The organism is Pararhizobium antarcticum (assembly GCF_001885585.1).
Classification (GTDB): Bacteria; Pseudomonadota; Alphaproteobacteria; order Rhizobiales; family Rhizobiaceae; genus Pararhizobium; species Pararhizobium antarcticum.
This window is the reverse complement of the sequence record NZ_LSRP01000001.1, coordinates 270,962-293,294: the sequence shown is the minus strand read 5'-3', so window position 1 is coordinate 293,294 and position 22,333 is coordinate 270,962. Positions and strand designations below refer to the sequence as shown.

General features: G+C 63.0%; 19 protein-coding genes and 1 pseudogene. 11 read left to right on the top strand and 9 right to left on the bottom strand.

Features of this window, described 5'->3' with window-relative positions:
• The first annotated feature begins 333 nt into the window (after positions 1-333).
• A complete protein-coding gene (locus tag AX760_RS01280) occupies positions 334-1,266 on the top strand; it encodes a dihydrodipicolinate synthase family protein (protein WP_071831009.1) in 933 nt (310 codons plus the stop codon).
• Positions 1,267-1,407: 141 nt separating this feature from the next.
• Here AX760_RS01280 and AX760_RS01275 read toward each other — a convergent pair whose 3' ends face one another.
• From AX760_RS01275 to AX760_RS01255, 5 genes and pseudogenes are all read right to left on the bottom strand, one after another.
• Positions 1,408-3,177, bottom strand: coding sequence for an acetyl/propionyl/methylcrotonyl-CoA carboxylase subunit alpha (locus AX760_RS01275; protein ID WP_071831008.1), 1,770 nt, complete (start codon positions 3,175-3,177; stop codon positions 1,408-1,410).
• A gap of 42 nt (positions 3,178-3,219) precedes the next feature.
• The gene (locus AX760_RS01270; RefSeq protein WP_071831007.1) at positions 3,220-4,821 is read right to left on the bottom strand and encodes a 5-oxoprolinase subunit B/C family protein; all 1,602 of its coding nucleotides are present in this window, start codon (positions 4,819-4,821) and stop codon (positions 3,220-3,222) included.
• Between the two features lie 7 nt (positions 4,822-4,828).
• Positions 4,829-5,635, bottom strand: coding sequence for a putative hydro-lyase (locus AX760_RS01265; protein ID WP_071831006.1), 807 nt, complete (start codon positions 5,633-5,635; stop codon positions 4,829-4,831).
• Positions 5,636-5,659: 24 nt separating this feature from the next.
• Positions 5,660-6,424, bottom strand: a complete 765-nt coding sequence (locus AX760_RS01260; RefSeq protein ID WP_071831005.1) for a LamB/YcsF family protein — start codon at positions 6,422-6,424, stop codon at positions 5,660-5,662.
• Positions 6,425-6,522: 98 nt separating this feature from the next.
• A pseudogene (locus AX760_RS01255) lies at positions 6,523-7,785 on the bottom strand (NRAMP family divalent metal transporter).
• 401 nt (positions 7,786-8,186) lie between these two features.
• Between AX760_RS01255 and AX760_RS01250 the strand changes: the two are divergent.
• The 10 genes from AX760_RS01250 to AX760_RS01205 all read left to right on the top strand — a co-directional run bounded on the left by AX760_RS01250 (position 8,187) and on the right by AX760_RS01205 (position 17,924).
• Positions 8,187-8,849 carry a GntR family transcriptional regulator gene (locus AX760_RS01250; RefSeq protein ID WP_071831004.1) on the top strand — a complete coding sequence of 221 codons (663 nt, stop codon included), beginning with the start codon at positions 8,187-8,189 and terminating at the stop codon, positions 8,847-8,849.
• Between the two features lie 439 nt (positions 8,850-9,288).
• Positions 9,289-9,555 (top strand): acylphosphatase, encoded by a 267-nt coding sequence (locus AX760_RS01245; RefSeq protein WP_087149133.1) that lies wholly within the window; start codon positions 9,289-9,291, stop codon positions 9,553-9,555.
• 155 nt (positions 9,556-9,710) lie between these two features.
• Positions 9,711-10,364 carry a Rieske (2Fe-2S) protein gene (locus AX760_RS01240; protein WP_071831002.1) on the top strand — a complete coding sequence of 218 codons (654 nt, stop codon included), beginning with the start codon at positions 9,711-9,713 and terminating at the stop codon, positions 10,362-10,364.
• Positions 10,365-10,375: 11 nt separating this feature from the next.
• Positions 10,376-11,221 carry an aromatic ring-hydroxylating oxygenase subunit alpha gene (locus tag AX760_RS01235; protein ID WP_071831043.1) on the top strand — a complete coding sequence of 282 codons (846 nt, stop codon included), beginning with the start codon at positions 10,376-10,378 and terminating at the stop codon, positions 11,219-11,221.
• The gene (locus AX760_RS01230; protein ID WP_071831001.1) at positions 11,218-11,877 is read left to right on the top strand and encodes a glutathione S-transferase family protein; all 660 of its coding nucleotides are present in this window, start codon (positions 11,218-11,220) and stop codon (positions 11,875-11,877) included. Before AX760_RS01235 ends, AX760_RS01230 begins: the two co-directional genes overlap by 4 nt.
• A 1-nt stretch (position 11,878) precedes the next feature.
• Complete coding sequence (locus AX760_RS01225) at positions 11,879-13,258, top strand: amidohydrolase (RefSeq protein ID WP_071831000.1); 1,380 nt, start codon at positions 11,879-11,881, stop codon at positions 13,256-13,258.
• 24 nt (positions 13,259-13,282) lie between these two features.
• Positions 13,283-14,380, top strand: coding sequence for a BMP family ABC transporter substrate-binding protein (locus tag AX760_RS01220; protein WP_175551988.1), 1,098 nt, complete (start codon positions 13,283-13,285; stop codon positions 14,378-14,380).
• 3 nt (positions 14,381-14,383) lie between these two features.
• Positions 14,384-15,907: an ABC transporter ATP-binding protein gene (locus AX760_RS01215; protein ID WP_071830998.1), complete on the top strand. Its 1,524-nt coding sequence runs from the start codon at positions 14,384-14,386 to the stop codon at positions 15,905-15,907.
• The gene (locus tag AX760_RS01210; protein ID WP_071830997.1) at positions 15,904-17,016 is read left to right on the top strand and encodes an ABC transporter permease; all 1,113 of its coding nucleotides are present in this window, start codon (positions 15,904-15,906) and stop codon (positions 17,014-17,016) included. Before AX760_RS01215 ends, AX760_RS01210 begins: the two co-directional genes overlap by 4 nt.
• Positions 17,013-17,924 (top strand): ABC transporter permease, encoded by a 912-nt coding sequence (locus AX760_RS01205; RefSeq protein WP_071830996.1) that lies wholly within the window; start codon positions 17,013-17,015, stop codon positions 17,922-17,924. Before AX760_RS01210 ends, AX760_RS01205 begins: the two co-directional genes overlap by 4 nt.
• On the opposite strand, the gene atzF is transcribed toward AX760_RS01205, so the two are convergent.
• Genes atzF through AX760_RS01185 form a run of 4 tightly spaced genes read right to left on the bottom strand, consistent with a single transcriptional unit; the run spans position 17,925 to position 22,304 of the window.
• Positions 17,925-19,727: an allophanate hydrolase gene (atzF, locus tag AX760_RS01200; protein ID WP_071830995.1), complete on the bottom strand. Its 1,803-nt coding sequence runs from the start codon at positions 19,725-19,727 to the stop codon at positions 17,925-17,927.
• Positions 19,724-20,077, bottom strand: coding sequence for a cupin domain-containing protein (locus AX760_RS01195; protein ID WP_071830994.1), 354 nt, complete (start codon positions 20,075-20,077; stop codon positions 19,724-19,726). Before AX760_RS01195 ends, atzF begins: the two co-directional genes overlap by 4 nt.
• The gene (locus tag AX760_RS01190) at positions 20,077-20,754 is read right to left on the bottom strand and encodes a cysteine hydrolase family protein (RefSeq protein WP_071830993.1); all 678 of its coding nucleotides are present in this window, start codon (positions 20,752-20,754) and stop codon (positions 20,077-20,079) included. The genes AX760_RS01195 and AX760_RS01190 overlap by 1 nt, the downstream gene beginning before the upstream one ends.
• Entirely contained in the window at positions 20,754-22,304 is a 1,551-nt protein-coding gene (locus AX760_RS01185; protein WP_071831042.1) for an ABC transporter ATP-binding protein, read from the bottom strand. The genes AX760_RS01190 and AX760_RS01185 overlap by 1 nt, the downstream gene beginning before the upstream one ends.
• Between the last annotated feature and the right edge of the window lie 29 nt (positions 22,305-22,333).

Sequence of the window (22,333 nt, the reverse complement as noted above, 5' to 3'; positions counted from 1 at the left end):
GGCCGCATGGTCCACCAGATCTCTGGTCAGTACCAGGGAAAAGGACTTGTCGCCGCGACCCCTCGGCGATGAGCCTGTGGTTCTATCCGCAGAATATCGTGCGCGAAGCGTTCCGCCGTGCCGGTTGCCCGGCGCATTTTGGATGCCCGGCTTTGAGGAAGCTCTGCCCTAAAGTTTCCAAATTTCATCAAATTGCAGGACTATATCCAGGTCATTCCATGACCTATGGGATTTCTGCCGGTTGATCCCGGACGGTCTGGACAGGTCATTTTGGCTCTGATATATCAGACCCATTGAGTGGGGCATGCTCTGCCCGCAAGCCAGGAGATTACCATGACGGCGAATGTGTTCAGCGGCTGTATCCCAGCGCTTATGACCCCCTGCAATCCGGATCGCACACCGAATTTCGATTTGCTTGTCCGCAAAGGCCAGGCGCTGATCGCTGCCGGCATGTCCGCCGTCGTCTATTGCGGCTCCATGGGCGACTGGCCGCTGCTGACCGACGCGGAACGGCAGGAAGGCGTGCGCCGGCTGGCGGAAGCCGGCGTGCCTGTGATTGTCGGCACCGGGGCGATCAACACGAAATCGGCCGCCAGCCACGCGGCGCATGCCGCCAAAGTCGGCGCCAAGGGCCTGATGGTGATCCCGCGCGTGCTGTCGCGCGGCACGTCGGTCGCTGCCCAGCGTGACCATTTCTCGGCCGTTCTTGCAGCCGCAAAGGACCTGCCGGCGGTCATCTACAACAGCCCCTATTATGGCTTTGCCACCCGCGCCGAGCTTTTCTTCGATCTGCGCGCGCGCTTTTCCAACCTTGTCGGCTTCAAGGAATTCGGCGGCAAGCAAGATATGACCTATGCGGCTGAGAACATCACCTCCGGCGATGACAGTTTGACCCTGATGATCGGCGTTGACACCGGCGTCTATCACGGCTTTGTCAATTGCGGTGCCGGCGGCGCCATCACCGGCATCGGCAATGCCCTGCCGAAGGAAGTGCTGCACCTGGTATCGCTCTGCGAGAAGGCAGCCAAGGGCGATGCTGCGGCCCGTCGCGAAGCGCTGGAACTCGAGGAGGCGCTGACCGTGCTCTCCACCTATGATGAAGGCCCGGACCTCGTGCTGCACTACAAACATCTGATGGTTCTGAACGGCGACACGGAGTACACACTGCACTTCAACGAGACCGACAGGCTCAGCGCCTCGCAGCAACGCCATCTCGAAAATCAGTTTTCGCTGTTCAAGGCCTGGTACGCCGCGCGGTATGCCTGACGGCTTCCCCACCGCATCTCGCTGTGCCCACTGACGATCGGTGGTGGCTCGCACGACTTTGATCCTCTCCCCCGCGGGAGAGGATAGGTAAGCCCGGAAGACGGCGCTAACCTGACCAGGGCTCGACAGGGTGACGGGACGTCAGTTAACCCCTGAACGCCCCGTCCGCGCGAGCACGTCTTCGGGTTCGAAGCGGGCGATCTCTGCGCCTGCCTGAAGATAGGCTCCGGCTTCCGCCTTGAAGCGGATCGTGCCGGCGCGTGCGGCCAGCACCTGGGTTTCCATCTTCATGGCTTCCATGACGGCGATCAGTTCGCCTTCGGCAACCTGCGCCCCATCCTCGATCTTGAAGGCTTGCAGCGTGCCGGAGATCGGCGCGGTGATGCTCAAGGGATCCTCGGGCTTGGCCGTATCGGCCTGACCAACGCCCTGACCGGATAGGCCACCCAGCCCAGCCAATAGCGCAGCCGGGATGCCCAGCGCATGGCGCTTGCCGTCGATCTCGACATGGGTGCGGATCAGCGCAGTGTCGCCGGTCGGCTCGTGCCGGGCTGTGGCCTCCAGCGTTGCGGCAAAATCGGTCTCGATCCAGCGCGTGTGGACCTTGAAGCCGTCTTCTCCGGTGAAATCTCGGCTCTCAATCGCCGCGCGATGGAAGGGAAGCACAGTGGCGATACCGTCGATCCTGAATTCTCTGAGGGCGCGGCGGGCGCGGGCCAGTGCCTGTTCGCGGGTGGCGCCGGTCACGATCAGCTTGGCCATCAGCGAGTCAAACGTGCCGGGCACGGTCGAGCCGGAGACCACGCCGGTATCGAGGCGGATGCCGGGACCGGACGGCGCGTCGAACCGGGTGATCGTGCCGGGGGTCGGCAGGAAGCCGCGGCCGGGATCTTCGGCATTGATGCGGAACTCGATCGAATGGCCACGCGGCGCGGGCGTCTCGGTGACCAGCAGCGGCAGACCGTCGGCAATGCGGAACTGTTCGATGACGAGGTCGATGCCGGTGGTTTCCTCGGTCACCGGATGCTCGACCTGCAGGCGGGTGTTGACCTCGAGGAAGGAGATCGTGCCGTCGACGCCGAGCAGAAATTCGACGGTGCCGGCGCCCGAATACCCGGCGGCGGCGCAGATGCGCTTTGCGGCATCGTGGATTTCATGGCGCTGTGCGTCCGACAGGAAGGGAGCCGGAGCTTCTTCGACGAGCTTCTGGTTGCGCCGCTGAAGCGAGCAGTCCCGGGTGCCAAGCACCAGCACATTGCCATGCTTGTCGGCCAGAACCTGCGCCTCGATATGGCGCGGACGGTCGAGGAAACGTTCGAGAAAACATTCGCCACGACCGAAGGCGGCTTTGGCCTCGCGCACCGCCGAGCTGTAGAGTTCGGGGATCTCCTCCATCGTCCAGGCGACCTTCAGACCACGGCCGCCGCCGCCATGCGCGGCCTTGATGGCCACCGGCAGGCCATGCTGTTCGGCAAAGGTGATGACTTCGGCGGAGGTCTCGACCGGGCCGTCGCTGCCGGCAACCAGAGGCGCGCCGACGCTGGTTGCGATGCGCCGCGCCTGGACCTTGTCGCCAAGCGCCTCGATGACATGCGGATCCGGGCCGATCCAGATGAGACCGGCCTCCTGCACGGCGCGGGCGAATTCGGCGCGTTCGGAGAGGAAGCCATAGCCGGGATGTACGGCATCGGCGCCGGAACGCTTTGCGATACCGATCAGCTTTTCGATGTCGAGATAGGTTTCGGACGGTTGGCTGCCGTCAAGCCCGTAGGCTTCGTCGGCAAGTGTCACGAAGAGGGCATCCATGTCCGGATCGGCATAGACGGCAACCGACTGCAGGCCATGGTCGCGACAGGCGCGGATGATGCGGACGGCGATTTCGCCGCGATTGGCGATCAGCACTTTTTTCATGGATGTCTCCTCACAGTTTCTGTCGTTGCGGCTTTGCACGTCTCAACCCTTGGCGGGCGCGATAGCGGCAAATGTCGTCACGGGCCTGAAGCGTATCTGGGCATTGACCGGGATCTGCCCGGCGAGATCGAGATGATATTCGGCAACCGTGCCGATGACCGGATAACCGCCGGTCAGGGGATGGTCGGCGAGGAACAGCACCGGCTGGCCGCTATGCGGCACCTGGATGGCGCCCGTCGCCGTGCCTTCGCTCGGCAGTTCGGCGGTGTCCCGGCGCTCAAGGGCTGTGTCGCCGATAATCCGGATACCGACGCGGTTCGACTGCGGTGTCACCGTCCAGAGCTGCGATGACAGCGTCGCAATGCCGCCTTGCGTGAACCAGTCGCTGCGCGGGCCCATGACCACGTCGAGCGTAACCACGTCATCTGCGGCTGGATGGTCGAAGGCCGGTGCTTCCGTGATCGACACGCTGGCGAGACCGGATGTCGCTTCGTTGATTAGAAGGACAGTGCCTGACGTCACCGGATCGGGGCCAACCATGGCGAGCGTATCGGTCGAGGCGCTGCCGAGGACCGGCTTGACGGCAAAGCCGCCGCGCACGGACAGATAACTGCGCATGCCCTTCGGCGCCTGGCCGAGCGTGACGACATCGCCGGCTTCCAGCGCGATCGGCTGGTAGGTTTCGGCGGCAAAGCTGCGGCCGGAATCGTCCCGGATGCTGATCGGGCAGGGCGCGCCGGTGACGCCCGTCACGGTGCGGCCTGTGACTTGGAAGGAAAAGCCGCCGAGAATGATCTCGAGGGCGGGCGCGCCGGCAGGATTGCCGACGATCCGATTGACGGCCTTCAGGGCACCCTGGTCGAGCGCGCCCGACGAGGAGACGCCCTGTCCGGTCTGGCCAAAACGGCCGAGATCCTGGAACAGCGCCGGCATGGGCGCCGTTAGAACCTTTAAGGTCAGCGCAGTGCCGGCAGGCTCAACGGATGCAGGCTCGGGAGCCCTGGTCGTTGGAGCGGTCACAGGACGAGACGTTTTTGCCAGGTCGACGAAGCGGACGCGGTGTCCAGGCTGGAACAGCGCCGGCGGATCGCGCGACAGGTCCCACATCTGTTCCGGCGTCGTGCCGATGATCTGCCAGCCGCCGGGGCTGTTTTGCGGATAAACGCCGGAAAATGCCCCGGCAAGTGCAACCGAGCCTGCCGGGATCTTCGTCCGGGGGCTCTGGCGGCGCGGCACCTCAAGCACCGGATCGCCGCCGACCAGATAACCGAAGCCGGGGGCAAAGCCGCAGAAGGCAACGGTGAAGGTGCTGTCCGTGTGGCGGCGGATAACGTCCTCGACCGACAGGCCGGTGAGGTCGGCGACGTCGGCAAGATCCTCGCCGTCATAGTTGACCGGGATTTCCACCAGCATGTCCGACGGCGCGATGCGGGCCGAAAGATCGCGCGTGGCGATGGCCGCGGCAAGGCTCTCTGCACTGAGCCTTGCCGGCTGGAAGCGGATCATCAGGGTGCGGGCGGCCGGCACCATGTCGATAATGCCGTCCACCGGGTCGGCTTCAAGCGAGGCAAACAGTGCCAGCGTCTCGTCGAGATCGGCGAGTTCGACAAGCAGGACTGTCAGGCTGACGGGCAGGAAACGCATGGGTACCTCAGGCGTGATAGGCGGAATCGGGAATGTCGGTGATGAACATATGCCCCGGCGCATGGGTGATGGCAAAGGGCACGCCGGACGCCATCACGGCGGCCTGCGGGGTGACGCCGCAGGCCCAGAACACCGGCACTTCGCCGGGCTCGATGCGCACGGGATCGCCGAATTCCGGTTTGGAGAGATCCATGATGCCGATTTCCTCGGGGGCGCCGACATGCACCGGCGCACCATGCACGGCCGGGAAGCGGCCGGAAATGGTGGCAGTATCAGCGACCCGCGAGGCCGGGATCGGCCGCATTGAAACGACCATGTTGCCATGCAAACGGCCGGCCGGGCGGCAGGGCCTGTTGGTCAGGTACATCGGCACGTTCGACTTGTCGGTCATATGGCGGATCTCGATGCCGGCCTCGACCATCGGCGTCTCGAAGGTGAAGCTGCAGCCGATCAGGAAGCTGACGAGATCGGCATGCTCGGCAAAGGCTGCGGTCGCATCCGCTGTTTCCTCGGAAAGCTTGCCGTCGCGCCAGATGCGGTAGAGCGGCAGGTCGGTGCGGAGGTCGGCACCCGGCGCCAGAAGCGTGGCATGCGAGCCCGGATCGGAGACGTCGAGCACCGGGCAGGCCTTTGGATTGCGCTGGGCATAGAGCAGGAAATCGAAGGCCCAGTCGCGGGGCAGCACGATCATGTTGGCCTGGGTGAAGCCCGGCGCAACGCCTGACGTCGGCTCGATGCGGCCTGAACGGTAGCGTTCGCGGGCACTGCGGGCCGATGCGGAATCGACATGGCGAAGATGGTCCAAGGCAATCATTGTATCCCTCCGTCCGGTCTCGGGTCAGGCTTTAAGAAACGAGCTGACCATGATGCCGTCCGCCTCGAAAGTGCGGCGGATCTCCTGGGCAATGGCAACCGCGCCGGGGCTGTCGCCATGCACGCAGATCGACTGCGCATCGACCTTGATGGTCGATCCGTCGATCGCTTCCAGCGTACCGGTTTTGGCCAGCTGCAGCATGCGGCGGGCGATCGCCTGCGTGTCGTGCAGGACGGAACCCGGCTCGCGGCGCGAGACGAGCTGGCCATCCGGCGTGTAGGCACGGTCGGCAAACGCCTCTGCGACAACGGCGAGGCCGGATTTGCGGGCAAGATCGAGGATCGGCGCGCCGGCAAGACCCATCAGCACCAGTGAAGGGTCAATGGCCATGATGGCGTCGATCACCGCCTGGCCTTGCTTCGGGTCATGGGCGATGCGGTTGTAGAGTGCGCCATGCGGCTTGACATAGCCGACGGTGACGCCGGCTGATGCTGCGAGGCCCTTGAGGGCGCCGATCTGGTAGATGACGTCGGCGATCAACTCGTCGCTCGTCACATCCATGTCGCGCCGGCCGAAGCCGACGCGATCGGGATAGGAGACATGTGCCCCGATCGAAACACCGTTTTCGGCCGCCGCCCGGACGGTCTTCAGGATGCCGACGGGATCGCCGGCATGAAACCCGCAGGCGACATTGGCACTGGAGACGATGGCGAGCATCGCCGCGTCATCGCCCATGGCCCAGGCGCCATAGCTTTCTCCGAGATCGCTGTTCAGATCGATGGATGTCATGTCGGTCTCCTCAAATCTGGCCCGGCCAAGGCGAGGCTGGGATTGCATGGAAAGTGAGAGGGGAAATGCCCCGTCTTGCAGAAACGGGGCGTTGCGTCTTAGCCGGCGGCCGAAAGCAGTGCGAAGATCGGGCCGATGGACTTGTAGCCCATGTACCAGGTCAAAGCGCAGGTGAGTACGCCCAGCACCAAAAGCCAGCGCGGATAGCGATAGCCGCCCATCAGGTCGGAGCGAGCCCAGGCCGCGTAGATGAAGATCGATAGACCGATTGGCAGGATGAGACCATTCAGACCGCCGACGAAGACCAGCATCTGGGCAGGCGGCGTTGTGATGATCACGTAGAAGAACAGCGAGACGGCGATGAAGATCACGGTCGCGATGTTGCGGGCGCGCTCGGTAATGTCCTTCTTGAACACGGTGATGAAGGACACCGAAGTATAGGCGGCACCAATCACCGAGGTGATGGCGGCAAACCACAGGACTGCACCGAAGATGCGGAAGCCGACATCGCCGGCGGCTGCCTGGAAAGCCTGTGCGGCGGGGTTGGCACCCTTGCCGGAGACATCGATGACGACGCCTGAGGCGACCACACCGAGGATGGCGAGGAAGAGCACGTAGCGCATCAGGCCGGTGACGGCGATGCCGGTCAGCGCTGCGCGATTGACGGCGCCGAGATTCTCGATGCCGACCTGGCCCTTGTCGAGCAGGCGGTGGGCGCCGGAATAGGTGATGTAGCCGCCGACGGTGCCGCCGACGATGGTGGTGATCGTGGCAAAATCGATCGTGCTTGGCAGGAAGGTCTGGAACAGCGCATCGCCGACGGGCGGCGCGGAGACGATGGCGACATAGAGTGTCAGGATGATCATCAGGATACCGGCAAAAATGATCAGCCGGTCAATGGCGACACCGGCGCCTTTCGACATGAAGATGGCGATGGCGATCAGGGCGCTGATTGCGCCGCCCCATTTGGGATCGAGCCCGAGCATGGCGTTGAGACCGAGGCCCGCGCCGCCGATATTGCCGATGTTGAAGAACAGGCCGCCGACAATGACGAGAATGGCCAGAACATAGCCGGTGCCGGGGATGGCGGCGTTGGCGATGTCGGAGGCGCGCATTTTCGTCAGGGTGACGATGCGCCAGATGTTCAACTGGACCACAAAATCGATGACGATCGAAGCCAGAATGGCAAAGGCGAAGGCGGCCCCAAGCTTGGTGGTGAACGTCGCGGTCTACGTGATGAAGCCGGGGCCAATGGCCGATGTTGCCATCAGGAAGACGGCGGCGGTCAGGGCCGCCCTGCGTGACTGGACGGATATGCCGCTGGGGCTGGTGCTGCTCTGGGAATGCGAATTCTGTTCCATGTTACCCTCTTTTTTGATCGCATATCGTCCGAAGTGTCTGCCGGATTGGACTGTCGATGTCTGCAGCGTCCTATCGTTTCACAATTCTGTCAAGATTGTTCAACGATTTTATTCTATCGTTCTACTAAATTGTTCAAATGTTGAGCGATTTGTTTCTAATTTGTGCAGGAAACAGGACCTGAGGTGCAGATTTTGGCCTTCTCTCCGCCGCAGTTCGGCCCTGTTCGCAGATCTGCTGGCGACACTGTTTCGACAGGGATCTTCCTTCCGGCCAGATCGCTACAGGAATCGCTGGCGATTAACTTGCTTTCGCCTGCGGCGGTCGGTTTCGTTTCTCTGCGAAGCACGATAACCATGCGGGCAAGTGGCGGCGTGCGTCTCAGGCCGCCGAAGGGGTATTCATGGCAGAGCAGGACACGACATCGGCACTGGCGCCACGACTGGCGGAGGAAATCCGCGACAGACTGATCGCGGGTGAATTGAAGCCCGGTCAACGCCTGTCGGAGGCGGCGCTCAGCGTCGATCTCGATGTGTCGCGCAATTCGCTGCGGGAAGCGTTCCGCCTGCTGACCAAGGAGGGACTGCTGCGCCACGAGCCAAATCGCGGGGTTTTCGTCTCGACACCCAGCATGGCCTCGATCATCGACATCTACCGGGTGCGGCGGGTCATTGAATGCCAGGCGATCGAGCGGGCCTATCCAAACCATCCGGCCGTCGCCCGCATGCGGGCTGCCGTCGACACTGCGCGAATCGCGCGGGATGCGAAGGACTGGAGCACCGTTGGCAGCAAAAACATGGTGTTTCACGCGGCGATTGTCGATCTGGCCGACAGCCGCCGGCTGAACGCCTTCTATGCGCAGATCGCCGCAGAACTGCGCCTGAGTTTCGGCCTGCTCGCCGATCCAGAACTCCTGCATGCGCCCTATGTCGAACTGAACGCAACCATCCTCGAAAGGCTCGAAGCCGGCCTGACGGCAGAGGCGTCCGAACTCCTGGAGGCCTATCTCGCCCAGTCCGAACGAACGGTCCTTGCCGCGTTTTCGCGCATAGAGGCCGCGAACTGAGGCTGCTTTGATGCAGCCCGCACGACAATGGTCCGCGCTGTCCCTGGCGATGGTCAGCGGGTCTGAGGATTAGAGACGGGCGTTGGCTGACGTTCTGAAAACGAAAAAGCCCGCCGCGGGAGGAGGTGCGGCAGGCTTTTCCTGATAGAACCGAACAGCGACCGGGAGGAGGAGTGTCGCCGTTCTCGCAGGCGTCCCCTTGGGAGGAGGAGCGGGGCGCCCGGTACACGAAGCTCTGCGGGAGGAGGTGCATTGCTTCGATGACCAGAAGATATCGTATTTTGCTGCATATTAAAGATGCGTTATTGCAGTGCAGCCATGCAAAAAGAGCGATGCTCTTTTCGGGCCGATCTTGTCGCAATCGATGGTGAAAGACCCTGACGTGCGCGTAGTCAGGGGCTATGCTCGCATCTGCGAAGCAGGAGCGAGCAGTTTGATGATGGTAGAAGAAGCGGTGGAATTGCGCGAGCGCATGACGATCCTCGGCGACCTCGAAGGGGCGTCCTTTGTTCCGTGGATCCGGCGGCATGCCGCAAAGCTCGGTCTTGATCATGTCATCTGCCATGCCAGTGCGGCGCGGATCGAACTCGAGATCGCCGGTCCGGAGGAGCTTTTGGACATGATGGAGATGGGCTGTTCGCTGGGGCCGATCGATGTCTGGGTGGAGCGGATCGAGCGTTCTGCGATCACCATCGAAACGCGCTAGAATTGTGATGGCCGTTTCCTGCATGCGGGCCTTGTGCTTGATATTTAATCAAGATTGCAAATGCGAAATATTTATGCAAACGTGTTCTGGTTGAAGGCCGGCGCCGCGGTGCCGTGCGATCAGCAAATCTATGATTTTGTTCAGAAAGTTTCGTCATGCTCTCCGATACGACAGGCTCGTGGACGCCCGTCGCCCTGTCACAAGATTTACCGGCTGGAACTGTGATCCCGGCTTATATCGTCAGCGGATCGATTGCGCTGTGGCGCAGCGATTCCGGGCGCATTGCAGCCTCGGCAGATCGGTGTCCGCATCGCGGAATGCGCCTTTCGCATGGATTCGTGCGCGGCGAGGCGATCTCCTGCATCTATCACGGATGGAGCTATGCCCAGTCTGGACACTGTCTGCGCATTCCAGCCCATCCGGGACTAAAGCCGCCGGAAACGATCCGGGTGGCGACTTATGTCGTCGAGGAGGCTGATGGCGTGATTTGGGTGGCTGCGGGTGCACCGGGCTCGATGCCACCAGGGCTCGATGGTTTCGTGCCGTTCCGGTCGCTGACAGTCCATGCCGCACGGGCCGCGATCGAGGACGCCGCCGGCGCCACCGCAGGTCCGGAAGGCCTGGTCGACATCACCTCGGGCGCCGGCAATATCCGGTTGCTTTTGTCTGCGCAGGACGGAGATCGGACCCTTGTGCATGTCCTGCTTGTGGGCGAAGCCGATGCTGCGACCCGGATCTCGGCCTCGCGGACCGTGGAGAGCCTGCGCCGCACGGCCGAGGATCGTCAAGAGAAGGCAGCCGCACAATGACGGATCAGGCGATGACGATGCAGGCCATGATTGACGAATGGTATCCGGTCGGCCTTCTCAGCCAGTTGCAGCCAGGCGGCCGCAAGACCGCCCTGATGGGTGCCCCGATCGAGGTCGCCTGCGACGCCGAGGGGCATGCAAGGGTGACGGCTGCAGATGGCCGCGTCCTTCCGGTGCGTGCGCGCTATGGCCATGTCTGGTCCTCGCTCGGCGCGCCGCAGAAGGAGCTGTTTCCCATCCCCGAGGCCGACCAGCCCGGACGTCGATTTGTTGATGTCGGCGTCGTCCGTGTGCGCTGCTCGCCCCTGCGCACTGTCGAGAATTTTCTGGATATCGCCCATTTCCCCTTCGTCCACACCGACATTCTCGGCGCCGAACCGCACACGGAGGTTCAGAACTACAAGGTCGAGATCCGCGAGGATGTCGACGAGGTCTGGGCGACGCAGGTGAAGTTCTACCAGCCGCAGGCGTCGAAATCGGCCAGTGGCGGCATCACGACGGAGTACATGTATCGCGTGCCGGCGCCGACCTGCTCGGTGCTCTACAAGACCTGCCCGCCGCGTCCGGACGAATGGGACGTCATCACGCTTTTTGTTCAGCCGCTTTCGGAAGATCTCTGCGATGTCTGGCCCTGGATGGCGCTGTTCGACGACGAGACGTCGATGACCGACCTCATTCATTTCCAGCAGACGATCTTCCTGCAGGATCGGTCGATCCTCGAAAACCAGATTCCGCGGCGCCTGCCGCTCGATCCGGGCATGGAAATCCCGACGCGGGCCGATCTTACCTCCATTGCCTATCGCCGCTGGCTCAAGCGGCACGACTATACCTATGGCGCGCAGCTGGTGGCCCAATGAAGCTCTACGACTACATCCTTTCGCCGAGTTGCTACAAAGTCCGCCTGATGGCGTCGCTGACCGGGGTGACACTTGACCTGCGTCCTGTCGATTTCCATCCGGGCGCCGAGCACAGGAGCGCTGCAATGCTGGCGCTGAACCCCGCGGGTTGCATTCCGATCCTCGAGGATGGCGACCTGCTCCTGACGGAATCCGCCGCCATGCTCGCCTATCTCGCGGCAAAGGCTGCGCCGGCATGGCTGGCTGGCGAAAAGCCGGAGGAGGCCGCGCGGGTTCAGCAATGGCTGGCCTTTTCCAGCCGGTTGACGGCAAGTCTCGGCGGCGCGCGGCTCCATGAAATGCTGCTGCGTCCCGGCGATATCGCGGTCTTGCAGAGGCAGGGCATTGCAGCGCTGCGCGAGCTGGAGGCGGGGCTGGTCGAACAAGGGGTGCGCGGTATGCGCTTTCTTGCCTCGGAGCGGCCGACGATTGCCGATATCGCCTGCTTTCCCTATGTGGCGCTGGCGCCTGATGGCGGCGTTGCGCTCGATCCCTATCCCGCGATCCGGCTCTGGTCGCGCGCGCTCCGGTCTCTGGACGGCTTTATCGAAATGCCCGGTATCCACCGGCTGCATGAGCTGAAGCCCGAACCGCCAATCCCAACGGTCGAGGTGTAGGATGACCGGTATCCTCCTGAAGAACTGTGCAGCGGTGATCGTCGACGACGGCAGCGGCCCGGTCGTGCGCCGCAATGTCGATCTCCTGACGAAGGGTCCGGCAATCCAGGCGATCGGCGAAAACCTCGGGCCGGACCTTCTGTCCGTCGGCACGACCGTGCAGGATGCAACCGGATGGTTCGTCTATCCCGGGCTCGTCAACACGCACCACCATTTCTTCCAGTGCTTCGTGCGCAACCGCACCGATCTCGACTGGACGAAACTCTCGGTCATCGAATGGCTGGACCGGATCTATCCGATCTTTTCGCAGCTGACCGAGGAATGCTTCTACCATTCGTCGGTCACGGCCATGGCCGAGCTGATCAAACATGGCTGCACGACGGCCTTCGATCATCAGTACAATTTCCCGAGGCATGCCGGAAAGCGGCTGATCGACCGGCAATTCGAGGCCGCTGATCTCTTCGGCATGCGTTTTCATGCGGGGCGCGGTGGCAATACGCTGCCGAAGTCGGAAGGCTCGACCATTCCAGACGCGATGCTGGAGACGACCGACGAATTCATTGCAGACTGCGCCCGACTGATCGACACCTATCACGACACCGATCCCTTCAGCATGCGGCAGGTCGTCGTCGCACCGTGCCAGCCGGTCAATTGCTACCGCGAGACTTTCGTGGAATCGGTGGCGCTGGCGCGCGATCGTGGCGTCATGATGCACACCCATGTCGGCGAGGGTGAGAGCCCGGTCATTCTGGCGCGCCACGGCAAACGCACTGTCGATTATCTGGAGGAGATCGGCTTTGCCGGTCCCGACGCCTTTTACGCCCATTGCTGGGAACTGACCCACGACGAACTGCAGACGATGGCGGCCAGCGGCACCGGTGTTTCGCATTGCCCGGAACCGGTCTATCTCGTCGGCGCGGAAGTGACCGACATTCCCGCGATGGCAGCTTTCGGGCTGCGTGTCGGCATCGGCTGCGACGGCGCGGCGTCCAACGACAATTCCAACCTGATGCACTGCCTGCATTCGGCCTACATGCTGCAATGCCTGGTGTCATCGACGCGCAGGCATCCGGTACCGTCCCCCGTCGAATTCCTTCGATACGGCACGACCGGCGGTGCCAGCCTGCTTGGCCGCTCCGACATCGGGCGGCTTGCCCCCGGCATGGCTGCCGACCTGTTTGCCATCGATACGCGCCGCATGGACTATGTCGGCACGCGGCATGATCCTTTGAGCCTGATTGCCCGCGTCGGCATCGGCATGGCGACGGACATGACCATGATCAACGGGCGGATCGTCTGGCAGAAGGGGGCGTTCGTCGGGCTCGACGAAGCGAAACTGTTTGCCGATGCCGAAGCGGCTCTTGCGACCATAGAATTCTAAAAACCAGAAGAGGGAACTGACATGCTGACCAATCTTACCCGCAGAACACTGATGCAGGGCCTTGCCGCCACCGGTCTCGCCGGCGCACTCGGCAGCCGTCTTGCGCTCGCCGCAGACGAACCGCTGGGCATCACGCTCGTGATCCCGTCGCCGGTCGGCGATGTCGGCTGGGGCCACGCGCTGGCCGCAGGCCTGGAGCCGATCAAGGCGGCCTATGGCGACAAGGTGAAGATCACCGTGCTCGAAAGCATTGCGGAAGGCCCCGACGCCGACCGCATCATGACCAAGACGGTCGCCGACGGGAACAAGTTCCTGATCGCCGGCTCCTTCGGCTATCAGAACGGCGCGCTACAGATCGCCCGTCGCGACCCGAGCGTCACTGTCCTGCATGCTTCCGGCTTCCAGGTCGCGCCGAACTTCTCGCCCTTTGCCGCCAAATATTTCCAGGGCACCTATCTGCTCGGCATGGCAGCCGCAGCGCTCTCCAAGACCGGCAAGCTGGGCTCGGTCTCGGCCTTTGCGATCCCCGAACTGATCACCTCCATCAACGCGTTTACACTGGGCGCCCAAAGCGTCAATCCGGACATCGAGGTCTCGGTCGTCTGGGTCAATTCCTGGTTCGATCCGGCCAAGGAGCAGGAAGCCGCCAAGGCGCTCATTGCACAGAAATGCGACGTGATCTTCTCCAATGCGCAGGACACGCCGTCCGTGATCGCGGCTTGCGAGGAAGCCGGCGTCTATTCGTTCAACCTCAACTCGTCGATGAAGAAATATGCCGAGAAGACCTATCTCGGTTGTGTCGCGACCGACTGGTCGCCGTTCTTCAAGGCATCGGTCGATGCGCATCTCGCCGGAAGCTTCAAGGGGGCCAATGCCTTCCTCGGCGTCTCTGAACAGGTCGTCGAGGTTGTCGACTGGAACCCCGATGTGCCGGCTGACACGATGACGAAGATCAAGGAGATCGAGGCCAAGATCGCCGATGGCAGTTTCTCGCCGTTCACTGGTCCCGTGACCAAGGCCGATGGCACCGAGGGTATCGCTGCCGGCGTTACGCCTGCCGATCCGGAGATCATTGCGATGGATTGGCACGTCAAGGGCGTCGCCACGCCGCTGCCGAAGTAAGCCATGAACGCCCCGCTCCTGTCGCTGCGCGGCATTTCGAAAAGCTACGGCCAGATCCACGCCAATCAGGCGATCGATCTGGACGTGGCTGCGCAATCGATCCATGCGATCCTCGGCGAGAACGGGGCGGGCAAATCGACGCTGATGAAGCTGATTTACGGCGTCGAGCAACCGGACGAGGGGACCGTCGTCTGGCAGGGACAACCCTTGCGCCTTGCCTCTCCCGCAGAGGCAAGGCGCAAGGGGATCGGCATGGTCTTCCAGCATTTCTCGCTGTTCGAGACCCTGACCGTTCTGGAAAACATCCGCCTCGTCGTACCCGGCCGGAAGGCCGAGCTTGCGCAGCGCATCAAGACGCTCGGGCAGGAGTTCGGCCTCGAAGTCGATCCGCTTGCCCATGTGCATGCGCTGTCGGTCGGTGAGCGGCAACGGGTGGAGATCATCCGCTGCCTGATGACCAATCCAAAGCTGCTGATCCTCGATGAGCCGACCTCGGTGCTGCCGCCGCAATTGGTGGAGAAACTCTTCGACACGCTGCGCCGCCTGCGGGACGGCGGGGTTTCCATTCTCCTGATTTCCCACAAGCTGGAGGAAATCCGGGCGATCTGCGACCAGGCGACGATCCTGCGCAGCGGGCGGGTGACCGGGGATGTCGATCCGCGCGAGCACGATACCCATGATCTCGCCCGCATGATGATCGGCCGCGACATGCCGGCGCCGATATCGGCGCTGCCTCAGTCGGGTGGCGAAAAGCGGCTGGAAATCATCGGCCTCGACCATAAGCCGGACGATCCCTTCGCTGTGTCGCTGTCTGGCATAACGCTTGAGGTGCGCGCCGGCGAAATCCTCGGGATCGCCGGCATTTCCGGAAATGGCCAGAGCGAGCTTGCCGCGCTGATTTCCGGCGAGACGGTTCTGGGCCGCGACCAGCGGGACCGGATCTACATGATGGGATCGGACGTCGGCAGGCTCGATGCCGCCGCGCGCCGGCAACGGGGTTTTGCCTTCGTTCCGGAGGACCGGCTCGGACGCGGGGCGGTGCCTGAAATGTCGCTTGTCCTCAACGGCCTGCTGACGGCGCATCCGCTGGGTCTGCTGCGGCACGGGCTTGTCGACAGGAAGCGGGCGATGGCGTTCACCCGCGACTGCATTCGCCAGTATGATGTGCGCACCCCCGGCCCGGATGCCGAGGCCGGAACGCTCTCCGGCGGCAATCTGCAGAAGTTCATCGTCGGCCGCGAAATCATGCTGTCTCCGAAGCTTCTGTTTGTCGCGCAGCCGACCTGGGGTGTCGATATCGGGGCGGCGTCCGCCGTGCGCAGCCGGCTGGTGGCGTTGCGCAACGAGGGCATGGCCATTCTCGTGATTTCCGAGGAACTCGAGGAACTGTTCGAACTTTGCGATGCGATCCAGGTGCTGCATCACGGAACGCTCAGCCCGCGGCTGGTGACACGCGACACGAAGCCTGAAGAGATCGGTCGCTACATGATCGGGGCACAGTCTTTAACCGGGGAGGAACACGCATGAGCTTCGCATCCGGTTCCCTTCTTCCGACGATGGTCCGCCGGGAACGCGCCTCACTTGCGGCGACGGTTCTGGCCCCCGTCCTTGCGCTGCTCGTTGCGCTGATCCTCAATCTCAGCCTCTACAGGCTGATGGGCCGCGATCCTGTTGCCATCGTCTATGCGATGCTTCTCGAGCCCTTCATGTCCTGGGCGTCGTTCTCGGAGGTGCTGCTGAAGGCCGGACCGCTGCTTCTGATTGCGCAGGGTCTGGCGATCGGTTTTCGTGCCAAGGTCTTTAACATCGGTGCCGAAGGCCAGTTCATTCTCGGTGCGATCTTCGCCTCGGCGATTCCGGTCTATTTTCCTCAGGCCACGGGTCAGTGGATCTGGCCGGCCATGCTGCTCTTCGGGGCCATCGGCGGGGCGCTCTGGGCATCAATCACCGCATTCTGGCGCGTGCGGCTCAATGCCAACGAAATCCTCGTGTCGCTGATGCTCAGCCTCGTGGCGGCGCAGCTTCTGAACTACCTGCTGCTTGGCCCGTGGAAGGACCCGAACGGTTTCAATTTTCCACAATCGGTGATGTTCCAATACGACGCCATGGTGCCGACCCTGATTGCCGGGACGCGTCTCAACGTCTCTTTCCTGATCACGCTTGTCCTGTCGCTTGCGGCCTTCGTCTTCATGCAGAAAAGTTTCAGCGGCTACAAGCTGCAGGTCGGCGGCCTTGCGCCGCGCGCGGCCGGTTATGCCGGTTTCAAGCAGGGTTCGGCGATCTGGCTTTCGCTGCTGATCGGCGGTTTTGCGGCAGGTCTTGCGGGGGCCGCCGAAGTCGCAGGCCCGATCGGACAATTGCAGCGGTCGATCTCGAGCGGCTACGGCTATGCAGCGATCATCGTCGCCTATCTCGGCGGCCTGCACCCGATCGGCATTGTGGTTTCGGCGCTGGTCATGGCCGTCATCTACATCGGTGGCGACAATGCCATGGTGTCCGCGAACCTGCCGATCGCCGCCGTGCGTGTCTTCCAGGGCAGCCTGCTGCTCGGCTATCTCATTGCCATCGCGTTTGTCCGCTATCGTCTCGAATGGCCGAAAACCGCCCCCAAAGCCGCGGACCGGAGCCCCTCATGAACGCCATCGAGTTCATTCTTGCCGGCATGCTGGCGGCCGCGACGCCGTTTCTTCTGGCGGCGCTGGGCGAACTCGTTGTCGAGCGCGCCGGCGTGCTCAATCTCGGGGTCGAGGGGCTGATGGCGCTCGGTGCTGTGCTGGCTTTCATCGTCGTCTATCAGGGCGGCGGGCATTTTCTCGGTTTCGTCGCAGCCGGGCTCGGCAGTGCGGCGCTGTCGCTGATCTTTGCCTTTGTCACGCTCGGCTTTCGCGCCAACCAGGTGGCGGCCGGCCTTGCCATCGGCATTCTCGGGCAGGGGCTGTCGGCGCTGTTCGGAAAATCCTACGAGAGCCTGACGGTCAAGGCTCTGCCCCGGCTGGCCGTTCCCGGTCTGTCTGATCTTCCTGTTGTCGGCGGCCTGTTCGTTCAGGACATCGTCGTGTGGATCTCCCTGGTCGCGACCTTGGCCATATGGGCGATGTTTGCCTATTCGAAACTGGGTCTCGTCCTCAGAGCGGTCGGCGAAAATCCGAAGGCGGCGCATGCCATCGGCTATTCGGTCATCACCGTCCGTGTGCTTGCCATTGCCTTTGGCGGGGCGATGGCCGGTTTTGCCGGGGCCTATGCGGCAGTGATCTACACCCCGCTCTGGGCCGATGGCATGATTGCCGGGCGTGGCTGGATCGCCATCGCCCTCGTCGTCTTCGGCACATGGCTGACCGGTCGCATTTTCCTCGGCGCCTGCCTCTTTGGGGCGGTTTCGCTCATGGGGCTGGCCGCGCAAGCGACCGGCCTTGATGTGCCCTCGCAATTGCTGTCGAGCCTGCCCTATCTCGTCACGATCATCGTGCTCGGCATCATTTCAGCCGACCGACGCCTTTTGAAACTCAACGGCGTCGCCTCGCTCGGCGAACCCTTCGAACGGTAACTACGCCGAAGGCCTGTCAACGAAGGCCCGCCAGCCGCCGAAGTCCGAGATATCGACCGCGTCTTCGAGGCCAACAGGTTCGACCAGAAAACCCTTGGCCTCGCTGCCATCACTCAGCAGGATCGTGCCGATCCCGAGGGGGGACGGAATGGCGGCGACAAACTGACCGAAGGCCGCGGCCGACAATCGCCAGACCTCGACCGCGATCTGTGCGCCTGTATCATCCGAGCAGCGGATCAGGCCGGGTTTTGCCGGTGTCTGGCCGGCAAGGCTGTACAGCCGATAGCTGGCAGCGGTCTTCGCCGTCCGTACGAAGCTTGCCTCAAGTGCCTTCAACTGGCCATTCAGCGGCATGCCGGAGAGATGCGCGCCGACAACCACCAGATCGATGCCAGGTGCGCTGATATCGGCCGTCGGCCGTGCCGGAGGCTGGGGCCAGCCAGTCGCACCGAGTGTCAGGCCGCTGGCCTGATGGATTCTCGCCGCAAGCGCTGCGGTCATTCCATCCTTGCCGGATGCGGCCAAAAGCGTGACGCTGGCGGGAAGGCCGTCGCTGCGGGTGCCGGTCGGCACGGCGATGCCGCACATGTCGAGCAGGTTGACGAAATTGGTGTAGGTGCCGAGACGCGAGTTCTCGCGGATCGGTTCCGCCGCGAGTTCGGCCGTCGTGTAGTGGCGTGGCGCTGTGGGCACGCAGAACAGATCGACAGAGGCGATCAGCGGTGCCACTTTCTGTTTCAATGCCTGCAGGGCATAGAGCCCGTTGAAGGCATCTGCGGCGGTCAGCGTTTTTGCGGCCCCATAGATTTTCCGGGTGACGGGATGGAACGAGGCTTCGCTGGCGTTGAAGAAGTCCTTGACCGCCGCATAGCGCTCGGCGACCCAGGCACCTTCATACAGCAGATTGGCCGTCGCATAGAAGTCATCGAACGGCACGTCGACGAGGGTATGGCCGAGTTCAACCAGCCGGTCGAGCGCCGCCGCGTAGGCTGTCTCCATGGCGTCGTCGCCAAAGAAGTGGCGGTCGTGTCTGGCCGGAACGCCGATCTTCAGGACGGGCGGCAGCGGGCCGTGACCGGTTGCCGGGACGGATTTGGAATAGGCATCACTGGGGTCGTGGCGCGCAGCGACGGAGAAGACCGACCATGCGTCGGCGGCTGTCAGCGCGAAGATCGAAACGCAGTCGAGCGTGCGGCAGGCGGGTATGACGCCCGTCGTCGACAGTGCGCCGACGCTCGGTTTCAGGCCGACAATGTTGTTGAGCCCGGCCGGGATGCGGCCGGAGCCGGCGGTGTCCGTGCCGAGCGCGAAGCTGACGATGCCGTGTGCGGTTGCGACCGCCGAGCCGGAACTGGAGCCGCCGGGCACAAGCGAGGGGTCGATCGCATTGCGGGGGATCGGATAGGGCGAGCGCATGCCGACAAGGCCGGTGGCGAACTGGTCGAGATTGGTCTTGCCGATGACGATGGCACCCGCGTCCTTCAGCAGGCGCACGACGGTGGCGTCCCTGTCCGGCAGATAGGCATAGTCCGGGCAGGCGGCGGTCGTCGGCATGCCGGCAACGTCGATGTTGTCCTTGACGGCGAAGGGGATGCCCCAGAGCGGCTTTGCTGTCGGATCGAAGGAACCGAGCCCAGCCACCTGTTCAAGCAGGTCCTGCCGGTCCGCCAGATGCAGGAAAATGCCGGGATCGGCGATGGCCGCGATGCGCTCGAACAGCGTTTCGATCATGTTCGACGCCGGCCATCCGCCGGCATAGGCCGTGTGCAGGGAGCCGATATCGAATGCAGGCGTATCTGTCATGCCAGTTCCTCTTGCAGTATTTTCACGGGCCGATCCCACTGGATCAGGACCACGCATCCGGTATCGCTCCAGACGGAATGTTCGGAGCCTTCCCTGTTGACGACGAGGCTGCCGGGACCGTAGTCGCCGGCCTCGTCGGATTGCGTGCCTTCCAGCACCACGATGGTTTCGAGCCCCATGTGCCGATGGCGTGGCACAGCGGCGCCGGCTTCGTATTTCAACAGGGCCACGCCCGGCTGGTCGGTCTCGAAGGGCTGGATCCAGTGGATCGTCACCGCGTCGCGGAAGGGTTCGAAGGACAATGTCTTCCAGCCGCCAGCGGTCAGGCTTTCTCTCGTCGTTTCCGGCATCAGGCTATTCCTTTGATGATATCGTCGACCGAGCCGACCCAGCCGACAATGGCGCCCTGGGCGGTGATCATCGCAATTGCCGCCGTCTTGAATTCCGGGAAATAGCTTTCCGTCGCTTCTTCGGCGAGCAGGCATTCATAGCCGCGGTCATTGGCCTCGCGCATGGTGGTCTGGACGCAGACCTCCGTGGTGACGCCGGCAAAGACGATTTGTTCTATGCCGCGCGCCTTGAGGATATCGCCCAGCGGCGTCGCGTAAAATGCGCCCTTGCCGGGTTTCTCGATGACGATCTCGCCGTCGATCGGCGCGAGTTCGGAAAGGATCGCAGTGCCGGCTTCGCCTGCGATCAGCACCCGACCCATCGGACCCGCGTCGCCGATCTTCAGCGCCGGATTGCCGCGATTGCGTTTGGCGGGTGGCAGGTCGGAAAGATCGGGGCGATGGCACTCCATGGTGTGGATGACCGGCAGGCCAGCCATCCGGAAGCCCTCGATGAGGCGCTTGACGTCGGGAATGATCTTCGTGATCCGGCCGACATCATTGCCGAGGCTGGCGCCGAAACCGCCGGGCTCGGCAAAATCGCGCTGCATGTCGATCACGACAAGCGCGATGGCATCGCGCTTGAGCGGGAAGGCGAAGGGCTCTGCCTTGATCTCTGCTGTGTGTTTTTCTGGCATCAGTGATGCCCCGCCATATGCGCGCCGATCACGGAGATATCCGCTGAAAGTGCCGGTGTCTCGTAAACCAGCTTGCCGTCCGACATGACCATGATCCGGTCGGACATCTCGAGAAGTTCGTCGAGATCTTCCGAGAGCAGCAGGACGGCGGTGCCGGCATTGCGGGCTTTCATGATGCGGGCGCGGATTTCGGCGACGGCCGAGAAATCCAGCCCGAAGCAGGGATTGGAGACGATCAGCAAATCGACATCGCCCGTCAGCTCGCGGGCAAGCACCGCGCGCTGCACATTGCCGCCGGACAGAGAGGCGATCGGCGAGGCATGCGACGCCGTCTTGACCTTGAAATCGGAAATCAGCGACGCGGCCCGCTTGCGCATCGATTTCATGTCGAGCCAGAGCGCATCGCCGCCCGCTTTCTTCACATCGAAGGTGCGGAAGGCGAGGTTTTCCGTGACCGTCATCCTCGGGGCGCAGGCATTGTTCAAGGGCTCCTCGGGAATGAAGCGGACATTGTTGATGCGGGTTTCCTGCCGTGTGGCAGTGTAGAGCGCGCCCTTCACGGTGATGCTGCCGGCGTCTGCCGGGCGCTGGCCGGCCAGCACTTCGGCGAGTTCCTTCTGGCCATTGCCGGAAATACCGGCAATGCCGACGATTTCGCCGGCATGGACGGTCAGATTGCCGATGTCGATCGTCTTCAGCCCCGTGCGATCCGGCGCCCTGATGTCGCTGACCACCAGAATGGGCCTGGCGTCTGATGGCACCGGCAGGCGCGTGTCGAGTTCGGCAAGCTTGACATCGCCGATCATCATCGCGGCCATGTCCCGGGTGGTCAGGTCCTTGACCAGTCCGCTGCCCGCCATCTTGCCGCGCCTGAGAACGGTGACGGCGTCGGCAAACTTCGTCACTTCGTGGAATTTGTGGCTGATCATCAAAACCGTCAATTCGCCGCGTTCGGTCATGCCGCGCACCAGACCGAGCATCTCGTCGGCTTCGGCCGGCGTCAGCACCGAGGTCGGCTCGTCGAGGATAAGGAAACTGCGGCCGAGATATAGCTGCTTGACGATTTCGAGCTTCTGCTTCTCGCCCGCCGCAAGCTCGCTCACGGGACGGTCGAGCGGAATCTTGAACGGCATGCGCTCCATGAAGGCGGTGAGATCCCTGCGCTCCTTCGCCCAGTTGATGATCGCAGGCACATGGGTTCGGTTGATGACCAGATTTTCGGCCCCGGTCAGCGAGGGCACCAGCGTGAACTGCTGGTAGACCATGCCGAGCCCGTAGGTGGCGGCGTCGCGCGGCGACTGGACCGTGACTTCCCGGCCGTTGACGGAGAGAGACCCTGATGTCTGATGGTAGAAACCCATGATGCACTTGACCAGTGTCGATTTGCCGGCGCCGTTTTCGCCGAGAAGGGCGTGGAAACTCCCGGCCGGAATATCGATCGAGACAGTGTCGAGCGCTGTGAACGAGCCGAAGCGCATGGTCATGCCGATGGTCTGGACGCCGACGGCCTTTCCGGCCTGGGGCAGGGGCGTGTCGCGGATGTGGGCGATCATGGCAGTTGCCTTTCGAGGTTGGTCTG

What these genes read in the sequence shown, in the direction of transcription:
- AX760_RS01280 (WP_071831009.1), top strand. Translation starts at nt 334, where the DNA reads ATGACGGCGAATGTGTTCAGCGGCTGTATCCCAGCGCTTATGACCCCC.
- AX760_RS01275 (WP_071831008.1), bottom strand. Translation starts at nt 3,177, where the DNA reads ATGAAAAAAGTGCTGATCGCCAATCGCGGCGAAATCGCCGTCCGCATC.
- AX760_RS01270 (WP_071831007.1), bottom strand. Translation starts at nt 4,821, where the DNA reads ATGCGTTTCCTGCCCGTCAGCCTGACAGTCCTGCTTGTCGAACTCGCC.
- AX760_RS01265 (WP_071831006.1), bottom strand. Translation starts at nt 5,635, where the DNA reads ATGATTGCCTTGGACCATCTTCGCCATGTCGATTCCGCATCGGCCCGC.
- AX760_RS01260 (WP_071831005.1), bottom strand. Translation starts at nt 6,424, where the DNA reads ATGACATCCATCGATCTGAACAGCGATCTCGGAGAAAGCTATGGCGCC.
- AX760_RS01250 (WP_071831004.1), top strand. Translation starts at nt 8,187, where the DNA reads ATGGCAGAGCAGGACACGACATCGGCACTGGCGCCACGACTGGCGGAG.
- AX760_RS01245 (WP_087149133.1), top strand. Translation starts at nt 9,289, where the DNA reads ATGGTAGAAGAAGCGGTGGAATTGCGCGAGCGCATGACGATCCTCGGC.
- AX760_RS01240 (WP_071831002.1), top strand. Translation starts at nt 9,711, where the DNA reads ATGCTCTCCGATACGACAGGCTCGTGGACGCCCGTCGCCCTGTCACAA.
- AX760_RS01235 (WP_071831043.1), top strand. Translation starts at nt 10,376, where the DNA reads ATGACGATGCAGGCCATGATTGACGAATGGTATCCGGTCGGCCTTCTC.
- AX760_RS01230 (WP_071831001.1), top strand. Translation starts at nt 11,218, where the DNA reads ATGAAGCTCTACGACTACATCCTTTCGCCGAGTTGCTACAAAGTCCGC.
- AX760_RS01225 (WP_071831000.1), top strand. Translation starts at nt 11,879, where the DNA reads ATGACCGGTATCCTCCTGAAGAACTGTGCAGCGGTGATCGTCGACGAC.
- AX760_RS01215 (WP_071830998.1), top strand. Translation starts at nt 14,384, where the DNA reads ATGAACGCCCCGCTCCTGTCGCTGCGCGGCATTTCGAAAAGCTACGGC.
- AX760_RS01210 (WP_071830997.1), top strand. Translation starts at nt 15,904, where the DNA reads ATGAGCTTCGCATCCGGTTCCCTTCTTCCGACGATGGTCCGCCGGGAA.
- AX760_RS01205 (WP_071830996.1), top strand. Translation starts at nt 17,013, where the DNA reads ATGAACGCCATCGAGTTCATTCTTGCCGGCATGCTGGCGGCCGCGACG.
- atzF (WP_071830995.1), bottom strand. Translation starts at nt 19,727, where the DNA reads ATGACAGATACGCCTGCATTCGATATCGGCTCCCTGCACACGGCCTAT.
- AX760_RS01195 (WP_071830994.1), bottom strand. Translation starts at nt 20,077, where the DNA reads ATGCCGGAAACGACGAGAGAAAGCCTGACCGCTGGCGGCTGGAAGACA.
- AX760_RS01190 (WP_071830993.1), bottom strand. Translation starts at nt 20,754, where the DNA reads ATGCCAGAAAAACACACAGCAGAGATCAAGGCAGAGCCCTTCGCCTTC.